Annotated in this window: 12 protein-coding genes; 7 read left to right on the forward strand and 5 right to left on the reverse strand. The window is 60.7% G+C overall.

Translation table 11 applies throughout. From position 1 onward, the window contains the following. Positions 1-123: 123 nt before the first annotated feature. Complete coding sequence (gene lon, locus NA647_RS01640) at positions 124-2,505, reverse strand: endopeptidase La (RefSeq protein ID WP_256056112.1); 2,382 nt, start codon at positions 2,503-2,505, stop codon at positions 124-126. A gap of 137 nt (positions 2,506-2,642) precedes the next feature. On the opposite strand from lon, the gene NA647_RS01645 reads away from it, so the two are divergent. From NA647_RS01645 to putP (NA647_RS01655), 3 genes are all read left to right on the forward strand, one after another. Beyond that, complete coding sequence (locus NA647_RS01645; protein WP_256056113.1) at positions 2,643-3,398, forward strand: helix-turn-helix domain-containing protein; 756 nt, start codon at positions 2,643-2,645, stop codon at positions 3,396-3,398. 200 nt (positions 3,399-3,598) lie between these two features. Continuing rightward, positions 3,599-6,760: a bifunctional proline dehydrogenase/L-glutamate gamma-semialdehyde dehydrogenase PutA gene (gene putA / locus NA647_RS01650; protein WP_256056114.1), complete on the forward strand. Its 3,162-nt coding sequence runs from the start codon at positions 3,599-3,601 to the stop codon at positions 6,758-6,760. A 295-nt stretch (positions 6,761-7,055) separates the two neighbouring features. Then, positions 7,056-8,540, forward strand: coding sequence for a sodium/proline symporter PutP (putP, locus tag NA647_RS01655; RefSeq protein WP_256056115.1), 1,485 nt, complete (start codon positions 7,056-7,058; stop codon positions 8,538-8,540). An 82-nt stretch (positions 8,541-8,622) separates the two neighbouring features. Here the strand turns inward: putP (NA647_RS01655) and NA647_RS01660 are convergent, their stop codons facing one another. Further along, the gene (locus NA647_RS01660) at positions 8,623-8,847 is read right to left on the reverse strand and encodes a DUF3203 family protein (protein WP_256047258.1); all 225 of its coding nucleotides are present in this window, start codon (positions 8,845-8,847) and stop codon (positions 8,623-8,625) included. 311 nt (positions 8,848-9,158) lie between these two features. Here NA647_RS01660 and putP (NA647_RS01665) point away from each other — a divergent pair, with 311 nt between their 5' ends. The 3 genes from putP (NA647_RS01665) to NA647_RS01675 all read left to right on the forward strand — a co-directional run bounded on the left by putP (NA647_RS01665) (position 9,159) and on the right by NA647_RS01675 (position 14,655). Further along, the gene (gene putP / locus NA647_RS01665; protein WP_256056116.1) at positions 9,159-10,643 is read left to right on the forward strand and encodes a sodium/proline symporter PutP; all 1,485 of its coding nucleotides are present in this window, start codon (positions 9,159-9,161) and stop codon (positions 10,641-10,643) included. Positions 10,644-10,913: 270 nt separating this feature from the next. Next, positions 10,914-12,974: a TonB-dependent receptor gene (locus NA647_RS01670; RefSeq protein WP_256056117.1), complete on the forward strand. Its 2,061-nt coding sequence runs from the start codon at positions 10,914-10,916 to the stop codon at positions 12,972-12,974. A 274-nt stretch (positions 12,975-13,248) separates the two neighbouring features. Further along, positions 13,249-14,655 (forward strand): alpha/beta hydrolase, encoded by a 1,407-nt coding sequence (locus NA647_RS01675; RefSeq protein ID WP_256056118.1) that lies wholly within the window; start codon positions 13,249-13,251, stop codon positions 14,653-14,655. 64 nt (positions 14,656-14,719) lie between these two features. Here the strand turns inward: NA647_RS01675 and NA647_RS01680 are convergent, their stop codons facing one another. Further along, positions 14,720-15,187, reverse strand: a complete 468-nt coding sequence (locus NA647_RS01680) for a nuclear transport factor 2 family protein (protein WP_256056119.1) — start codon at positions 15,185-15,187, stop codon at positions 14,720-14,722. 510 nt (positions 15,188-15,697) lie between these two features. On the opposite strand from NA647_RS01680, the gene NA647_RS01685 reads away from it, so the two are divergent. Beyond that, positions 15,698-16,588 (forward strand): serine hydrolase domain-containing protein, encoded by an 891-nt coding sequence (locus NA647_RS01685; RefSeq protein WP_256056120.1) that lies wholly within the window; start codon positions 15,698-15,700, stop codon positions 16,586-16,588. Positions 16,589-16,715: 127 nt separating this feature from the next. Here NA647_RS01685 and NA647_RS01690 read toward each other — a convergent pair whose 3' ends face one another. Both NA647_RS01690 and NA647_RS01695 read right to left on the reverse strand, forming a co-directional pair. After that, the gene (locus tag NA647_RS01690) at positions 16,716-17,117 is read right to left on the reverse strand and encodes a GFA family protein (protein WP_256056306.1); all 402 of its coding nucleotides are present in this window, start codon (positions 17,115-17,117) and stop codon (positions 16,716-16,718) included. Between the two features lie 130 nt (positions 17,118-17,247). Beyond that, positions 17,248-17,676, reverse strand: coding sequence for an NUDIX hydrolase (locus tag NA647_RS01695; protein ID WP_256056121.1), 429 nt, complete (start codon positions 17,674-17,676; stop codon positions 17,248-17,250). Positions 17,677-17,717 lie beyond the last annotated feature (41 nt).

Raw genomic sequence — 17,717 nt, forward strand, 5'->3', positions numbered from 1 at the left:
GGCTGTGCTTTTATCGAGAAGCAAGTTGCTGGCAATGCCTGGGCACGGATCGCCAGCAAACTGCTTGTCACGGTCGCGGATATCGGAACCTGGATCGAAGGGGTCCGACACTGCACTGGATCATCAGAACAGCACCTTGACCACATCACTGAAGCGCTTGGCGAAATGCATCGTCAGGCCTTCCTTCAGATAGTCCGGTAGCTCCTCGAAATCCCCGCGGTTCAGCTCGGGGATGATCAGCTCGTAGAGTTTCAAGCGCCGCGCGGCGATTACCTTCTCACGCAAGCCACCGATGGGCAGCACCAGGCCGGTCAGGGTCAGTTCGCCGGTCATCGCCACGCCTTTCTTCGGCGCCTGGTTGCGTGCCAGCGACAGCAACGCGCTGGCCATGCTGATGCCGGCGCTCGGGCCGTCCTTCGGCGTCGCGCCTTCCGGCACGTGCATGTGCACGAACGCCTGATCGAAGAACTTCGGATCGCCTTTGAATTCCTTCAAGTGCGCGTTCACATAGCTGAAGGCGATCTCGGCCGACTCCTTCATCACGTCGCCGAGTTTGCCGGTGAGTTTGAAGCCTCGGTTCAGCGTATGGATGCGTGTCGCCTCGATCGGCAGGGTGGCGCCGCCCATGCTGTTCCAGGCCAGCCCCGTGACCACGCCGACACCGGTAAGCAATTGTTCGGGATGCCAGAACGGCATGCCCAGATAGCTCTCGACGTTTTTCGGGCCGATCTTGATCTTGCTGTCTGGCTCGTCGAGCAGCTTGACCACCGCCTTTCGCACCATCTTGCCAAGCTGCTTGTCGAGTTGGCGCACTCCTGCTTCCCGCGCGTACCCCTCGATCAAATGGCGCAATGCGCTGTCGCTGATGGACAGGCGATTCTTCGGGACGCCAGCGCGCTCCAGCTGCCGCGGCCAGAGATGGCGCTTGGCGATGGCGAGCTTTTCTTCGGTGATGTAGCCGGACAGCCGGATGATCTCCATGCGATCGAGCAGCGGTCCGGGAATTGAATAGAGGCTGTTGGCGGTACAGACGAACAGCACCTTGGACAGGTCGAGGCGCAGATCCAGGTAATGGTCGAGGAAACCAACGTTCTGCTCGGGGTCGAGGGTTTCCAGCAGTGCCGAGGCCGGATCGCCCTGATGGCTGTTGCCCAGCTTGTCGACCTCATCGAGCATGATGACCGGGTTCATCACCTCGACTTCCTTCAGCGCCTGCACCAGCTTGCCGGGCAGGGCGCCGATATAGGTCCGGCGATGGCCTTTGATTTCCGCTTCGTCGCGCATGCCGCCGACGCTGAAACGATAGAAGGGCCGCCCCAGCGATTCGGCGATGGACTTGCCGATGCTGGTCTTGCCCACGCCTGGCGGGCCGACCAGCAGCACGATGGACCCGGCGATCTCGCCGCGGAACGCCCCGACGGCGAGAAACTCGATGATGCGGCTCTTGATGTCGTCCAGGCCGGCGTGGTGATCGTTGAGTATCTTCCGTGCGCGTTCGAGGTCGAGCTTGTCCTCGCTGTACAGGCCCCAGGGCATCGAGGTTGCCCAGTCCAGATAATTGCGCGTCACCGCGTATTCCGGCGAGCCGGTTTCCAGAACGGACAGCTTCGTCAGTTCATCGTCGATGCGCTTCTGGGCGGCGGGCGGCAGTACCTTGCCTTCGAGTCGTGAGCGGAATTCGTCGGCGTCGGCGCTGCGATCGTCTTTGGTGATGCCCAGCTCCTGCTGAATGATCTTCAGCTGTTCTTTGAGGAAGAACTCGCGCTGACGCTCGCCGATCTTGCGATTGACCTCGCCGGTCAGTTCCTTCTGCAGCTTGGCGACCTCGACCTCCTTGCGCAGCAGTGGCAACACCTTTTCCATGCGCTTGAGCACGGGCACGGTGTCGAGCACTTCCTGCAATTCCAGGCCGGGTGCCGTAGTCAGCGCAGCGGCGAAGTCGGTTAGGGGCGACGGTGCGTTCGGGCTGAACCGATTGAGATAGTTCTTCAACTCTTCGCTGTACAGCGGGTTGAGCGGCAGCAATTCTTTGATCGCATTGATCAGCGCCATCCCGTAGGCCTTCACCTCATCGCGTGGATCCTCGTCGCTCTGCGGGTAATCCACCTCGACCAGGTACGGAGGTTTGCGCCGTAACCAGCCGCGAATTCGCACCCGTGCCATGCCTTGAGCGACGAATTGCAGCTTGCCGCCTTCCTTCGATGCGTGGTGCACGCGGACCATGGTGCCGTGCTCGGGCAGGCTGTCCGGGTCGAAACTGGCGGCGTCCTGCACCGGCGTGTCCATATAAAAGAGGGCCAGGCCCTGGTGCGGCGTCTTGCCAACCAGCTCCAGCGTGTCGGCCCAAGGGTCTTCGTTGACGATGACCGGCAAGACTTGAGCAGGAAAGAAAGGCCGGTTATGCACCGGAATGATGTACAGCTTGTCCGGCAGGTTCTGATCCGGCAGTACCAGTTCAGTGGATGAATCGTCCTGCTCGAATTCGTGATTGATGTCGTCGTTCATGCGGCACCTGTTGCGAGTAAGTGCTCTTTAGATGGGTCTGCGGCAAATGATTTCAATCCAATTGGCCATGCATCCCCGGCAACTGTAAAAAACCGGTCGGCTCCGGTAGAGTGCGGCGACACGCCAGGTACCCCGCCATGCTCAACGCACGTCTGCTTCGCCTCGATGATCAGGCCCACGAACACGCGCACGATTACCACCAATTGGTGCTGTCGCTGTCCGGCAGTGCGGAATTCGAAGTGAATGGTTCGGGCGGGGAAGTCTGCCGTATGCGCGCCTGCCTCGTGCCGGGCGATGCCGAGCATGAGTTCGCCGGCAAGGGCGATAACCGCATGCTGATCATCGATCTCGACGAGCAGGACTTGAGCGCCGATGATCCTCGGCTGCTGGCCCAGTTGTTCGAGACCCCGCGTTATCCGGCGCTGGATGCCGACTTCCAGAACCTGCTCAATTACGCTGGTGCCGAGCTGGCCCGCTACGGCAGCGATCCATTACTGGCGCGTGCGCTGGGTGGCGTGCTGCTGCGGGCATTGCACCTGCGAGTGTTCGGCGAATCGACGCGTCGACCGACCGGCGCGATGGACATCGCCCGCCTGGATGCCCATATCGAAACCAACCTGGCGCGCCGCATTACCGTCGCCGAACTGGCCCAGGTCGCCTGCCTGAGCCCCAGCCACTTCCATGCGCAGTTCAAGGACAGCGTAGGTCTCACGCCGCATCAATACTTGCTGAAAAGCCGCCTGGACCGCGCCGCTCGGCTGCTGCGCGAAAGCCCGCTGCCGTTGGTACGAATCGCCGAGGAGTGCGGTTTTTCCAGCCAGAGTGCGCTGACCACCGCGACCCGGCGCTATCTCGGACTTACGCCAAAGCGCCTGCGCAGCAGCGAAGGCTGAAGTTTTTCTGGCGAACGCTGAGACGAGCGGTGCAGTCTGGAAATCCCGTAGTTTTCTGCAAAAGTTCAGTAGCTTCGCGCAACAACACAAAACCCTCTCGCCGTAGATTCCCCTACCGTTTGGCGTCCGCTGCCGTGTAATCACTGGCGTGCGCGTCCGCTAAGCTGATTCGAATAACACTCCACGAGAGGAGCGGCGCGATGTTCAAAGCCGGTCAAGCCTTGCAGGGCGATTTCGCCAATCTGAAAGCCGCCGAATTCTTCCCCGCCATCAGCGCCAATTACAGCGTTGACGAGGCGGCCTACCTGAATGAGCTACTGCAGCTGGCCGACCCCGGCGATGAGGGCATCGAAGCCATCCGCCGTGAGGCGCGCAGCCTGATCGAGGCGGTGCGTGGTCGCGACAATGCCGTCGACACCCTAGACGCGCTGCTGCGTCAGTACAGCCTGGATACCCACGAAGGGCTGATGCTGATGTGCCTGGCCGAGGCGCTGCTGCGTGTGCCGGATTCGGCCACCGCCGACGCGCTGATCCGCGACAAGCTCAACGCCGCCGAGTGGGAACGCCACTTGGGCCAGAGCGACAACGTGCTGGTTAACTTCGCCGCCTGGGGCCTGGTGATGACAGGCAAAGTCGTCGACCCGGCCAACACAGATGGCCGTCCTAAGAATGTCATTGGCCGCCTCATCAAACGCTCCGGCGAGCCGGTAATTCGCGCCGCGATGAACCAGGCGATGAAGCTGATGGGCAAGCAATTCGTCCTGGGTCGCACCATCTCCGAAGCGCTGAAGAACGGCCGCCCGGAGCGTGAAAAGGGCTACACCTATTCTTTCGACATGCTCGGCGAAGCGGCACTGACCGCCGAGGATGCTGCCAAGTACATGGCTGACTACCGTCAGGCCGTCAAAACCGTCGGTGCCGAGCCGCAGGTGGGTTCTGGTCCGCGTCCGTCGGTATCGATCAAGCTGTCGGCGCTGCATCCGCGTTACGAAGTGGCTCAGCGCGAGCGCGTGCTAACCGAATTGTTCGAAAGCGTACGAGAGCTGGCCATCCTGGCGCGCAAGCTCGATGTTGGTATCACCATTGACGCCGAAGAGGCCGATCGCCTCGAGCTGTCGCTGGAACTCTACGAAAAGCTGATGCGTGACCCGGCGATTGCTGGCTGGGGTGAGTTCGGTCTGGTGATCCAGGCCTATTCCAAGCGCTGCCTGCCGGTGCTGGTCTGGCTGACCTTGCTAGGCAAGGAGCTCGGTGCGCGCATTCCGCTGCGTCTGGTCAAGGGCGCTTACTGGGATAGCGAGATCAAGCAGTGCCAGGTCCAGGGGCTGGATGGCTATCCGGTCTACACCCGCAAGGAGGGTACCGACACCTCCTACCTGGCCTGCGCGCGTTACCTCTTGTCCGAGCACACCCGTGACGTGATTTATCCGCAGTTCGCCAGCCACAACGCGCATACCGTTAGCTGCATCCTGTCGATGGCTGGAGAGCTGAAGACGCCGCGCGAGTTCGAATTCCAGCGCCTGCATGGCATGGGCGACGCGCTCTACGACACGATCATCGAGAAGTACCGCAAGAATGTGCGCATCTACGCGCCGGTCGGTGCCCACAAGGATCTGCTGCCGTATCTGGTGCGGCGTCTGTTGGAAAACGGCGCCAACTCCTCGTTTGTCCACCAGCTGGTCGACCCGCGCGTGCCGGTGGAAACCCTGATCGGTCATCCGGTAACCCAGCTGCGTCAGTTCAAGACCTTCGGCAACCATCGCATTCCGCTGCCGCTGGCGCTGTACGGCAACCGGACCAACTCGCAAGGCATCAACATGAACATTCAGACCCAGTGGAACGAGCTGTCCAGCGCCTATCAGGGCTTCCTTGATCGCCAATGGCAAGCGGCGCCGGTCATTGGCGGGCAGACGCTCACCGGCACGCCGAGCAAGGTGTATTGCCCGTATGACTTGGGTAAGGAAGTCGGTACCGCGCAGTTCGCCACGGCCGAGCAGGCCAAACAGGCCATCGACGGCTTGGCTGCCTTCTGGCCGCGCTGGAATGCCACGCCGGTCGAGCAGCGCGCGCAGATTCTCGAGCGCCTTGGTGATCTCTTGGAAGCCAACCGCGCCGAGCTGATGGCCATGTGCACACTGGAAGCCGGCAAAACCCTGCAGGACGGCATCGACGAGGTGCGCGAAGCCGTCGACTTCTGCCGCTATTACGCGCAGCAGGCGCGTCTGAAGCTGGGCCGCGAAGAGCTCAAGGGCCCGACCGGCGAGCGCAACGAGCTGTTCCATGAAGGCCGTGGCGTGTTCGTTTGCATCAGCCCCTGGAACTTCCCGCTGGCCATCTACCTCGGGCAGATCACCGCCGCGCTGGTCGCCGGCAACACCGTGCTGGCCAAGCCGGCCGAGCAGACCAGCCTGATCGCCGCCCGCGCCCTCGATCTGATGTTCGAAGCCGGCCTGCCGAAAGAGGCCATCGCCTTCCTGCCGGGCGACGGTGCCACCCTCGGCGGCGTGTTCTGTCGTGATCCGCGTGTGGTCGGCGTGTGTTTCACCGGGTCTACCGACACGGCGCGGGTCATCAACCGTCAGTTGGCGGAGAAGGAGGGCGCCATCGCCACGCTGATCGCTGAAACCGGCGGCCAGAACGCGATGATCGTCGATTCCACTGCGCTGCCCGAGCAAGTGGTCAAGGATGCCGTGGGTTCGGCCTTCACCAGCGCCGGCCAGCGTTGCTCGGCACTGCGCGTGCTTTATGTGCAGCGCGATATTGCCGACCGTGTCATCGAACTGCTCAAGGGCGCCATGGCCGAGCTGAAAGTCGGTCCGACGCATCTGCGCGAAACCGACCTCGGCCCGGTAATCGATGCCGAGGCCCGTGATGGCCTGCTGGCGCATATTCAGCAGCTCAAGGCCGAAGGCAAGCTGATCGCCGAAGCCAAGCTGCCGGGCAGCCACAACGGCCATTTCGTCGCGCCGGTTGCGTTCGAGATTGGCGGGATCCACGAGTTGAAGAAGGAACACTTCGGTCCGGTGCTGCACGTGGTGCGTTTCGATGCGGCCGATCTGGAAAAGGTCGTTGCCGACATCAATGCCACCGGTTACGGCCTGACCCTCGGCATACACAGTCGCAATGAAGAAACCGCGGCGCGCATCGAGGCCTTGGCGCGGATCGGCAACCTCTACGTCAACCGCAACCAGGTCGGCGCGGTGGTCGGCGTGCAGCCGTTCGGTGGCTGCGGCTTGTCCGGCACCGGTCCGAAGGCGGGCGGTCCGAGCTACTTGCTGCGCTTCGTCAACGAGCGCACCACATCAACCAACACCACTGCCGTAGGCGGTAACGCGTCACTGCTGTCGCTCGGCGACGACTAAAAGTTTGGGAGTGCTACGGCAGGCCTGGTGCCTGCATTTGTCGCGAGGGCGCGCCTCTCACAGATGCGCACCTTGCCGCTTTCGTGCGAGGCCCGCCTCGGGGCGAAGCCTTTTGCTTCAAGCCGTCGCCTAGGTGACCGAATCACAACAACAGAACAGTTGGCGGATCGCTCTTCCGCCACTGATGGACCCGATTGGGGCCGTCGCCGGTGATGGCGCGAACCGCCATCGCCCTCTGCCAGATGGGATCGGGAATACCCTCGCGCCCATCAACAATAACTAACGAGGGAACAAGATGAGCATCAGTACACCCACCCTAGTCACGTTCGTGATCTATATCGGCGCGATGCTGTTGATTGGCTTCGTCGCCTATCGCGCTACCAAGAACTTTGACGACTACATCCTCGGCGGCCGCAGTCTCGGCAGTTTCGTCACGGCCCTGTCGGCTGGCGCTTCGGACATGAGCGGTTGGCTGCTGATGGGCCTGCCAGGCGCGATTTTCGTCGCTGGCCTTTCAGAAAGCTGGATCGCAATCGGCCTGATCGCCGGGGCCTGGCTGAACTGGCTGTTCGTGGCCGGACGCCTGCGCGTGCACACCGAGCGCAACAACAACGCTCTGACGCTGCCGGATTATTTCTCGCACCGTTTCGAGGATGACAGCCGCATGCTGCGCATTTTCTCGGCGCTGGTGGTTCTGGTGTTCTTCACCATTTACTGCGCTTCGGGTGTGGTCGCTGGCGCGCGTTTGTTCGAGAGCAGTTTCGGTATCTCCTACGACGTCGCGCTGTGGGTCGGTGCCGCTGCGACCATCCTTTATGTGTTTATTGGCGGCTTCCTGGCGGTGAGCTGGACCGACACCGTGCAGGCCACGTTGATGATCTTCGCCCTGCTGATCACACCCGTGTTCGTGGTGCTGGCGCTGGGCGACATGGGCGCCGCGATGGATACCATCGCCACCCAGAACCCGGCTGCCTTCGATATGTTTAGCGGCCTGTCCTTCGTTGCGATCATTTCTCTGTTGGCCTGGGGCCTGGGCTACTTCGGTCAGCCGCATATCCTGGTGCGCTTCATGGCAGCCGATTCGGTGAAATCCATCCCCAATGCCCGCCGTATCGGCATGGCCTGGATGATCCTGACCCTGGCGGGAGCCGTGGCGGTGGGCTTCTTCGGGATCGCCTATTTTGCAGGGCATCCTGAACTGGCCGGGCCCGTCAGCGAGAACGGCGAGCGCGTGTTCATGGAGCTGGTGAAGATTCTATTCAACCCCTGGGTCGCCGGCATCATCCTTTCCGGCGTACTGGCGGCAGTAATGAGTACCCTCAGTGCGCAATTGCTGGTGAGCTCCAGCGCCCTGACGCAAGACTTCTACAAGGCCATGCTGCGCAAGGACGCATCGCAGACCGAGCTGGTCTGGGTTGGCCGTGCGATGGTGCTGCTGATCGCGTTCATCGCGCTGGGCATCGCGTCCAACCCGGACAGCAAGGTGCTGGGGCTGGTGTCGTATGCCTGGGCCGGCTTCGGCGCTGCGTTCGGTCCGGTAGTGCTGATTTCGCTGCTGTGGAAAGACATGACCCGCAATGGCGCGCTGGCCGGCATGATCGTTGGTGCTGTCACCGTGGTGGTGTGGAAGGAATTTATCGGCCTGGGGCTGTACGAGATCATTCCAGGGTTCATCCTCGCCAGCATCGCCGTCGTCGTCTTCAGCAAGATTGGCCAGGGCGCTTCGCCCAGCATGATCAAGCGGTTCGAAGAGGCAGCGAGCGAATACCACGGCCGCTGATTCAAGGTCGTTGAAAAGACAAACCCCGCTGTCGTTCACCGGCAGCGGGGTTTCTTTTTGTCGGGACGCCGGCTGGGCTCGTTCAGTCGTCGGCGATAAGGTTCTCGCGATCATCCTTGGCGCCTGCCGCTATCAGGTGTTCGGCCTGGTCTTCGGTGACATGCGTGCTGGCACCGTCGATATGCGCGACCGACATGCGCGCGGCGGGATCGGTGCCGACTCGCACATCCATTATCGCGCTGCGGTAGGTGGTGCCCTGAATGACGGCAGAGCAGGTGCCGGTCGGGATATCGAGAGTGACTGTCATGGCAAGCCTCCGAAACGCTTTCGATGGAGCCGCAGCACGAGCGCGGCTGTTGCAAGTGAGACAGTGCCGGGCGCGATCCGTTTTGCACGACGGGTCGCGTGTTGGGCTGACCGGCATGAAATCGGCCTGCCAGAGTCGGCTTGAAGCCGACTGGTCGGTAATTGTCGATACCGCCTGGTCACAAGCGCGGACGGCGCCGAAACGCTATGCTTTCGGCCTGTCGACCATCCGTTTACCAGCGCCGCGCAGCCTAGCGCTTGCGCTTCGTCAGTGGAGACGGGGGACAACCTCCGCAGCACAAGGAAATAACAATGAATGTGAGCACCCCAACACTGATCACTTTCGTGATCTATATCTTGGCGATGATCCTCATCGGCTTCATCGCCTATCGCGCAACCAAGAATTTTGACGACTACATCCTCGGTGGCCGTAGCCTCGGCAGCTTCGTCACAGCGCTGTCGGCGGGCGCTTCGGACATGAGCGGTTGGTTGCTGCTGGGCCTGCCCGGCGCGATTTTCGTTGCTGGTCTGTCCGAGAGCTGGATCGCTATCGGCCTGATCGCCGGTGCCTGGCTCAATTGGCTTTTCGTTGCCGGCCGGTTGCGCGTGCATACCGAGCACAATCACAACGCGCTGACGCTGCCGGATTACTTCTCGCACCGCTTCGAGGACACCAGTCGACTGTTGCGGATTTTCTCCGCGCTGGTGATTTTGGTGTTCTTCACCATCTATTGCGCTTCGGGTGTGGTCGCTGGCGCGCGCCTGTTCGAGTCGACGTTCGGCATGTCCTACGGTACGGCGTTGTGGGTGGGCGCTGCGGCGACGATTCTCTATGTGTTCATTGGTGGCTTCCTCGCCGTGAGCTGGACCGACACCGTGCAGGCGACGCTGATGATCTTCGCGCTGCTGATTACGCCGGTGTTCGTCATCTTCGCCCTCGGTGATGTGGGCGCAGCCATGGACACCATTGCCGCGCAGGATCCATCGAACTTCGACATGTTCAAGGGCCTGTCCTTCATCGCGATCATCTCACTGCTCGGCTGGGGGCTGGGTTACTTCGGCCAGCCGCATATTCTGGTGCGTTTCATGGCCGCCGACTCGGTGAAGACCATCCCCAACGCCCGCCGCATCGGCATGACTTGGATGATTCTGACCCTGGTCGGCGCGGTGGCGGTAGGCTTCCTCGGGATTGCCTACTTCGCGGACAACCCGGCGCTAGCGGGTGCGGTGACCGAGAACGGTGAGCGAGTCTTTCTTGAGCTGGTGAAAATCCTGTTCAACCCCTGGGTCGCGGGCATCATCCTTTCTGGCGTGCTGGCGGCGGTGATGAGCACGCTCAGTGCACAGCTGCTGGTTAGCTCCAGCGCCCTGACACAGGATTTCTACAAGGCATTCCTGCGCAAAGGCGCGTCGCAAACCGAGTTAGTCTGGGTCGGTCGCGCCATGGTGCTGTTGATCGCGCTCATCGCCATCGGTATCGCGTCCAACCCGGAGAGCAAAGTCCTCGGCTTGGTTTCCTACGCCTGGGCTGGCTTCGGCGCTGCCTTTGGACCGGTCGTGCTGATCTCGTTGCTGTGGAAGCGCATGACTCGCAACGGCGCGCTGGTCGGCATGCTGGTAGGGGCGATCACCGTGGTCGTCTGGAAGGAATTCATCGGTCTGGGGCTGTACGAGATCATTCCTGGTTTCATCCTTGCGAGCATTGCCATCTATGTCGTGAGCCTGATGGGCAAGGAGCCGGCTGCTTCCATTCAGCAGCGCTTCGAAACGGCTGACGCGGAATACCGTGCAGGTTGACCAAGGCCGTGGGCGCCTAGCCCGCCACGAGCGTTACCCCGTCTCCTGAACTGGCGACGCACACAAAACCCCGGGCTCGCTCCCGGGGTTTTTCGTTTCGGACCGATCACAACCGCAGTCAGCGTGCAGCACACGCCGTTATTAGCGTTCGAACAAATGCTTAATTGTTACGATATAACATGATAGATTCTCCGCCCGCTCAGGAAGCTAGTTCCTGCATTGCCACTGTCCGGCGGCCTTGGAAGGCACCGCCACATTCTGGAGAGTCGTATGAAACCGAAACATCACCCACTGGCCTGGGCGATCAGCCTGGCCTTCGTTCCCGCGGTCTGGGCGGCCGATCCGGTCGAGCTTGATTCCGTCGTGGTCAGTGCCAGCGGTCTGGCCAAGCAGAGCCATGAGATGACGACACCGGCGGCGGTCATGGAGGGTGATGAACTGGTGCTGCGCCGTGAGGCGACCTTGGGCGAAACCCTGGAAGGCCTGCCTGGCGTACGTTCCAGCAGCTTCGGTGCCGGTGCGGCACGCCCGGTTATTCGTGGCCTGGACGGCGCGCGCGTGAAAGTCCTGAGCGATGGCATCGAGTTGCTCGATGCCTCCACCATCAGCCCCGACCACGCCGTTACCAGCGAGCCGTTACTGGCCGAGCGCATCGAAGTGCTCAAGGGGCCGGCGACCTTGCTCTACGGCGGCGGCGCGATCGGCGGTGTGGTCAATGTGATCGACAAAAAGATTCCCACCTACGTCCCGGAAAAGGGCTACGAGGGAGAGCTGGAGCTACGCGCCAATAGCGTGGCGAACGAAGGCGCCGGCGTGTTTGGCATCACCGCTGGCAGCGGTAACTTCGCCGTACGCGCCGAAGGCACCAAGCGCCAGGCTGACGAATACGAGATTCCAGGCTCACCGGATAAGCAGGCGGGTTCCTACAACGACACCGACAGCTTCACCCTGGGCGCGAGCTTCATTGGTGAGCGCGGTTACATCGGCATGGCCTATGGCGAGCAGAACAACCGCTACGGTTTGCTGGCCCATGAACATGCCGATTGTCATACCCATGGCAGCGATTGGCATTGCGTAGGCCACGATGACCATGGTCACGACGATCATGGCGACGACCACGACCACGACCACGACCACGACCACGACGATCATGACCATGAGCACGGCAGCGTGCCCTACGTCGACATGCGTCAGAAACGCTGGGATCTGCGCGGCGAGCTGAATGAACCGCTACCGGGCTTCGAACTGGCGCGTTTGCGCATCGGCCATAGCAATTATCAGCACGAGGAAATCGAAGGCGGGGAAGTGGGTACGCGCTTCAACAATGATGCCACCGACGCGCGTCTGGAGCTGACCCATCAGCCGCTGTTCGGCTGGCGCGGCGTGGTCGGCGCACAAACGCTGCGTCGCGACTTCGAGGCCTTGGGAGAGGAGGCCTACGTGCCGCCGACGCTGACCCGTAACCACGGGCTGTTCCTGCTGGAGGAATACACCACCGGGGCGTGGCGTTACGAGTTGGGGTTGCGGCATGAATGGCAGGACATCGAGGCCGATGGCCAACGGAACACCGACCACAGCGGCACCTCGGTTTCAGCTGGTGCGGTCTGGACCTTCGCACCGGACTACTCGCTGGGCTTCTCGCTATCGCGCTCGCAACGTCTTCCCAGCGCCGAAGAGCTCTACGCCAATGGCCCGCACGCCGCGACTCGCACCGTCGAGTTGGGCAATGTCGATCTCGAAGAGGAAACCTCGCACAACGCCGAAATCACGCTGCGCAAGTTCGCAGGCCGCACCACCTTCAGTTTCAGCCTGTTCCGCAATGAGGTAGATGACTTCATCTACGCCGCAGATACCGGGAACGACATTGGCGCTGGCTATCGCGAGATCGAGTACCGTCAGGATGATGCCGTGCTGACCGGCGCAGAAGGCGAGGTGCGGTTCCAGGCCACCGATGCTACCGCCCTGACCCTGTTTGGCGATCACGTACGCGGCAAATTGCGTGACGGCGGCGGCGATCTGCCGCGCATCCCGGCAGATCGTCTCGGGGTGCGCGTAGACCAGCGCTTGACCACTGCCCTGAGCGGCCAGCTGGAGTTTTATCGCGTACAACGCCAGGACGAGCTGGCCGACTACGAGACCGAAACCGGCGGCTACAACATGCTCGGCGCCGGTCTCAGCTACAGCGGCTCGTTGCAGCAGACCGACTATCTGCTCTACCTCAAGGCCAACAACCTGCTCGATGAAAAGGCGCGCCAACACACGTCCTTCATCAAGGACGACGTACTGCTACCCGGTCGCAACCTGACCGTTGGCATGCGCCTGGCTTTCTAAGGCGCTCACGGCGGGCAATGTCATCATTGCCCGCCGACTCGCTCGCGCATGTCAGCTTGAATCTCACCCTGATACCGGTCCCGTTGTCGTTATAAGCGCGCCGGCAGTCGAGATATTCCCAATACGACTCACCGGTCGTCTCCTCGGCATTTCTTGCATTTGACAGGTCCAAGCTTTCTGCCACGTTTAGTCGAAGTGCGCGTAGTGCTTCGCTTGGCAGTTCTGGCAAAAGCTCGCATCAATAGAACAAAAACAATAATTCAGGAGACTTCCCATGCTTCCAAGCAAGTTGGCTTCAGCCTGCGCACGCGCCATTGCCGGCGTGATGCTGGTGGGTACGATCGGGATCGCCGCCGATGTCCAGGCCCGGTCGAAACCCATCAAACCACCGGTGTCCCACAGCGAATCACGTGAGCAGGATTCGCGCACCTTTGTTCCGATCGTATCGCCGCTGGCGGCGTTTCCGGGGCTACCGAGCGAGCGCTGGACCGGCGTCTACCAGGGCTCGTCCTACCAGATCGAAGTTCCGCCGAACTGGAACGGCATGCTCGTCATGTACGCCCATGGCTATCGTGGCACTGAACCGGAACTCACCGTCGGGCCACCACCGATTCGCCCATGGCTGCTGCAACAGGGCTACGCCTGGGCGGCATCCAGCTACAGCAAGAACTACTACGATGTGCGCGCCGGCGTTGAAGACACCAACGCGCTGGCGCTGGCCTTCAGCAGCCTGACCGGCAAGCCGCAGCCGACCAAGACCTACATCACCGGGCATTCCATGGGCGGCCATGTGGCCGCGGCGGCGGTTGAAGCCGAGACCTATGCAACGGCCAACAATCGGGTCCGCTATAACGGCTCGGTGCCCATGTGTGGCGTGACCGGCGATGTCTATCAATTCGAATACCTGATGCACTTCACCCTGGCTGCGCAGCATTTGGCGGGGCAGGGCCCGACCACGTTCCCGGCGACGGACTTCCAGGCGAAGTTACCGCAGATCATCGGCGCCCTCTGGAATACCTACCCGACCGAGCCATCGGCTCAAGGACTCAAGCTCGAAGGTATCGTGCGCGAACTCAGCGGCGGCGAGCGCCCCATCTTCGCCGAAGGCTTCCGCACCAGCCTGCAAAGCGTCGTACTGGGGACCGGCGGCCGGGATGGCTCGGTAGACGGAATTCTCGCCGACTCGCTAACTGGCAACCTCGCCACCCGTTATCAGTTCGATACGAACAAGGCGATGTCCCGCGAAGAACGCGAATTCAACGACTCGATCATCCGCGTGATCGGCCATCCCCCAGCCAACAGCATCCGCCCGGATGGCCTGCGCTGGATCCCGGTGGTTAACGGCCAGTTCAACGTCCCGGTGGTCAGCATCCACACCCTGGGCGACCTGTACGTACCGTTCAAACACCAACAAATCTACCGCCGCAACGCCGAAGCCAATGGCAACGGCAACCTGCTGGTGCAACGCGCCATTCGTGCGCCCAGCCACTGCGACTTCACCTATCAGGAACAGGTCGAAGCCATGGCGGCGATGCTGCAATGGGAACAGCAGGGCATCAAACCGGCTGGGGACGATGTGATCAACCCACGAGTCGTAGCGAACCCCGCCTATGGCTGCAAGTTCACGCGTAACGATGGCACTCAGAACCGGACGTCCCTCCCGGCTTGCCCGGAGATTTGAAACATCAGCGCCTAAGGAGAAAAGCCCTGCACCTGCAGGGCTTTTTATTATCCGAATAGCCCGCTCAGGCTTTGTTTGGTGACGAGCCACCGTGCAGGCTCGCATTGCCCCAGCTGCGTAGCGTGTTCTGCTTGATGCTCGTTATTCTCCAGTCTCCCTCCATGTCCTCGAAGCCGAACTCATAGCTTCCGCACGAGTGAAAGAAGTCCTCGTCCGAGCCGGCAGGATCAAAGCGAAGGATTAGGTAGTTGCATCGCGCGCTGACGACGCGCTCATCCACGCCGCCAGTGATTAGTAGATTGGAGAAACTGTGATGCTTGGCCAGCCGATCAACCGCGCTTTGCCTGCGGCTGACGAAGTCTGGGCCGCTCATGGTGGTGGGCTGTTCCCGGCCTGAGGATGAATAGTCCACCGCGACTTGAGACGCAAGGCAGTCGACCATCGCCAACCAGTCCCGGTTATCGAAAGATAGGAAGAACCGGCAGAGCCGGTCGTTTATCTGCATGAACACGGTCGGGTCTACTGTTTTCAAGATGCGCTCCGATGGCGTGGCTGATCGTATTGAAGTAAATCACAGTGCAACGTTACCGGCGGCGAAGTCCCAGAGCCGAGGCGTCCAGAGGGTTGAATCGCGGCTGACCATTCGATTATGCCTGCCGAACTCTTTGGGCCTGAGACATCGCAACGAGCGCTCATCCCGAGTGGTTGAAACGTAGTTTTGCCCTTATGCGCAATTGCAGTTACTTGATGATCTGATCGCACTCGACTTGACCAATCATTTGCATCGGATCTGACGCACACACTACGTGGCCACGGCCGGTAGAGAGGCCGCCAGGCTGCAAGCCATCTAGGACCAGCGCAGCGGCTCTATGAATGGCGTGCACAAAGATCTGGCCTTCGGAAGGCTTGTTTATGGTCGGCTCGGCGTCGGCGTCGGCGTCGGCGTCGGCGCTTGGCCATTGATAACTGCGCTGCTGGTTAATGGGGTATCTTGCCGACTCCACGGTTCAGTACCGTCCAGATTCTTCCGCTTGAGTACTCAATGCTGATCTCCGTCTTATCCAACGGCCAATCACTAACACCTCCTGCGCAATTCGAACCCGCCGTGCCATGGTGGAGTTTTACTAAAGTAGTTTTGGCTGCTACGACCCTGACACTGGTCCGTGACGGGCTGCTCGATCTGGATGCTCGACTTCCTGAAAACGCATTTACCCTGCGCCAACTTCTGCGACATGAGGCAGGACTCGCAGACTATGGCGAGCTTCCCGAATACCACGCTGCCGTTGCCAACCATGAACCGGCATGGTCAGCGGACGAGATGATGCGCCGTCTCAATGGTCACCAGCTTCGATATAGTCCCGGTACTGATTGGCACTACTCGAATGTTGGCTACATGCTCGTGGCCAAGCTTATCGAACGTACTACAGACCTGCCGCTTGAAGAAGCCGTCAAGCAGCAGGTATTGGCTCCCCTCGGTATTTCGACTGCTCGCTTCGCAACGGAGCGCGCGGATCTACACGGCGAATACTTCGGCAGTTCGTTGAACTACGATCCGGCTTGGGTCTACCACGGATTGTTGGTCGGCCCCGTTTCACAGGCCGCCCTTCTTCTGGATCGCTTGCTCGCCGAAGAACTTCTTCCTGCCGACTTGCTTCAGGACATGCTGGCCGCACGGGCATTGGGTGGCCCGATTGCCGGGCGGCCCTGGGTTTCGCCGGGATACGCTCTGGGTCTGATGCGCGGCTCTATCGAAGGCGGCTTAACTCTGACTGGGCATACTGGCTGTGGGCCTGGAAGTGTTGTGGCGGTCTATCTCTGCTCTGTTGGTGAAAGATCGGCATGCTGCGCAGTTTTTTCGCGGGATTCCCATGAGGGGAGTATAGAGGCACACGTTGTCCAGCAAATACGTAAGGCGCTAGGGATAGTGTACTGACAGAATTCCTCCAGCCATGCTTTACCCTCGGTGATTAACAGTCTCTGGCCAGAGATTGAACCCACCTTGATGTCCGCTTTGGGTCGACTCCGACCTATCACGACCGGCAGCAGCCGACCCTGCACGCTCAGGCGAACTGTGGCCAAGCATCCCGAATCTCATACCATGGTGCCTTGGATATGACCTGGATGTGCTTCTGCTTCTCCGCCGCGAATGAAGTGTCCAGCGTACCGAGCGCTATCGAAATCCAGTCGGAGTATTCACCTTGGTTTTTTGACCAAAACAACGACGACCCGCAGTGGGCACAGAACTGGCGAAGCACTGTTGCGGACGAAGAGTAGGACGTGACGTCCTCCGCGCCCTCAATCAGGTGCAGGTCACTACGCAACACACTGCCATAGCTGGCAAATGCAGCCCCATGGGCTTTTCGACATTGGCTGCAATGGCAGTGGGTCAGCGCTTTGGGGCGAGATCGGATTTCGTATTTAACGGCACCGCAAAGGCAGCCGCCCTGAAAGCATTCAATCATCTGGAAGATCATCCTGGAAACATGGAGGCCAGTTTAAATTGCAGACTAAGTGAGCTCTCTAACGGTTGCGTTCGGCCGGGTAATCCCTTCCATTCATTTCGCATGCAGAAGCAGTCGTTCGACCATTGAATCAGCACTGCTCATCTAACCGTGCCTTCAGCCTTTCACGCAGGAAGACCAACGCTCGCTGATGCACCGGGTGGCAATCGTCATAAGGGGGATGGTCGAGCGATGCCCAGAAACACTTGAATAGATGGCCATGGTCATCAGATGCCAGGTGAGACCACAGCTCAGGCAATGTTCTTTTTACATGGCACAGTTGAAACGACCAGACCTGACCTAGGTGATCGGCATTCCAAACCCCAAGGTCGTGTCTGATCATGGCGTCACTGATGCCAGATTCTTCAGCCAATTCACGTAATGCAGCTTCGCTGGGTGTTTCTCCCTTTTCTATGGTGCCCTTCACCAACTGAACTCCTGCTAGCGGGTGCCGGAACAGGAGGATCTTGTGGGGCAACGCAGATGAAAGTACTACCGGGCAAGCTTTATCTGGGAGCATCGCGATCTCGGTATCAGCAGGTGGAAGCCGTCATACGCATT

Origin of the sequence: Stutzerimonas stutzeri (genome assembly GCF_024448985.1) — a bacterium.
Taxonomy (GTDB): Bacteria; Pseudomonadota; Gammaproteobacteria; order Pseudomonadales; family Pseudomonadaceae; genus Stutzerimonas; species Stutzerimonas stutzeri_AP.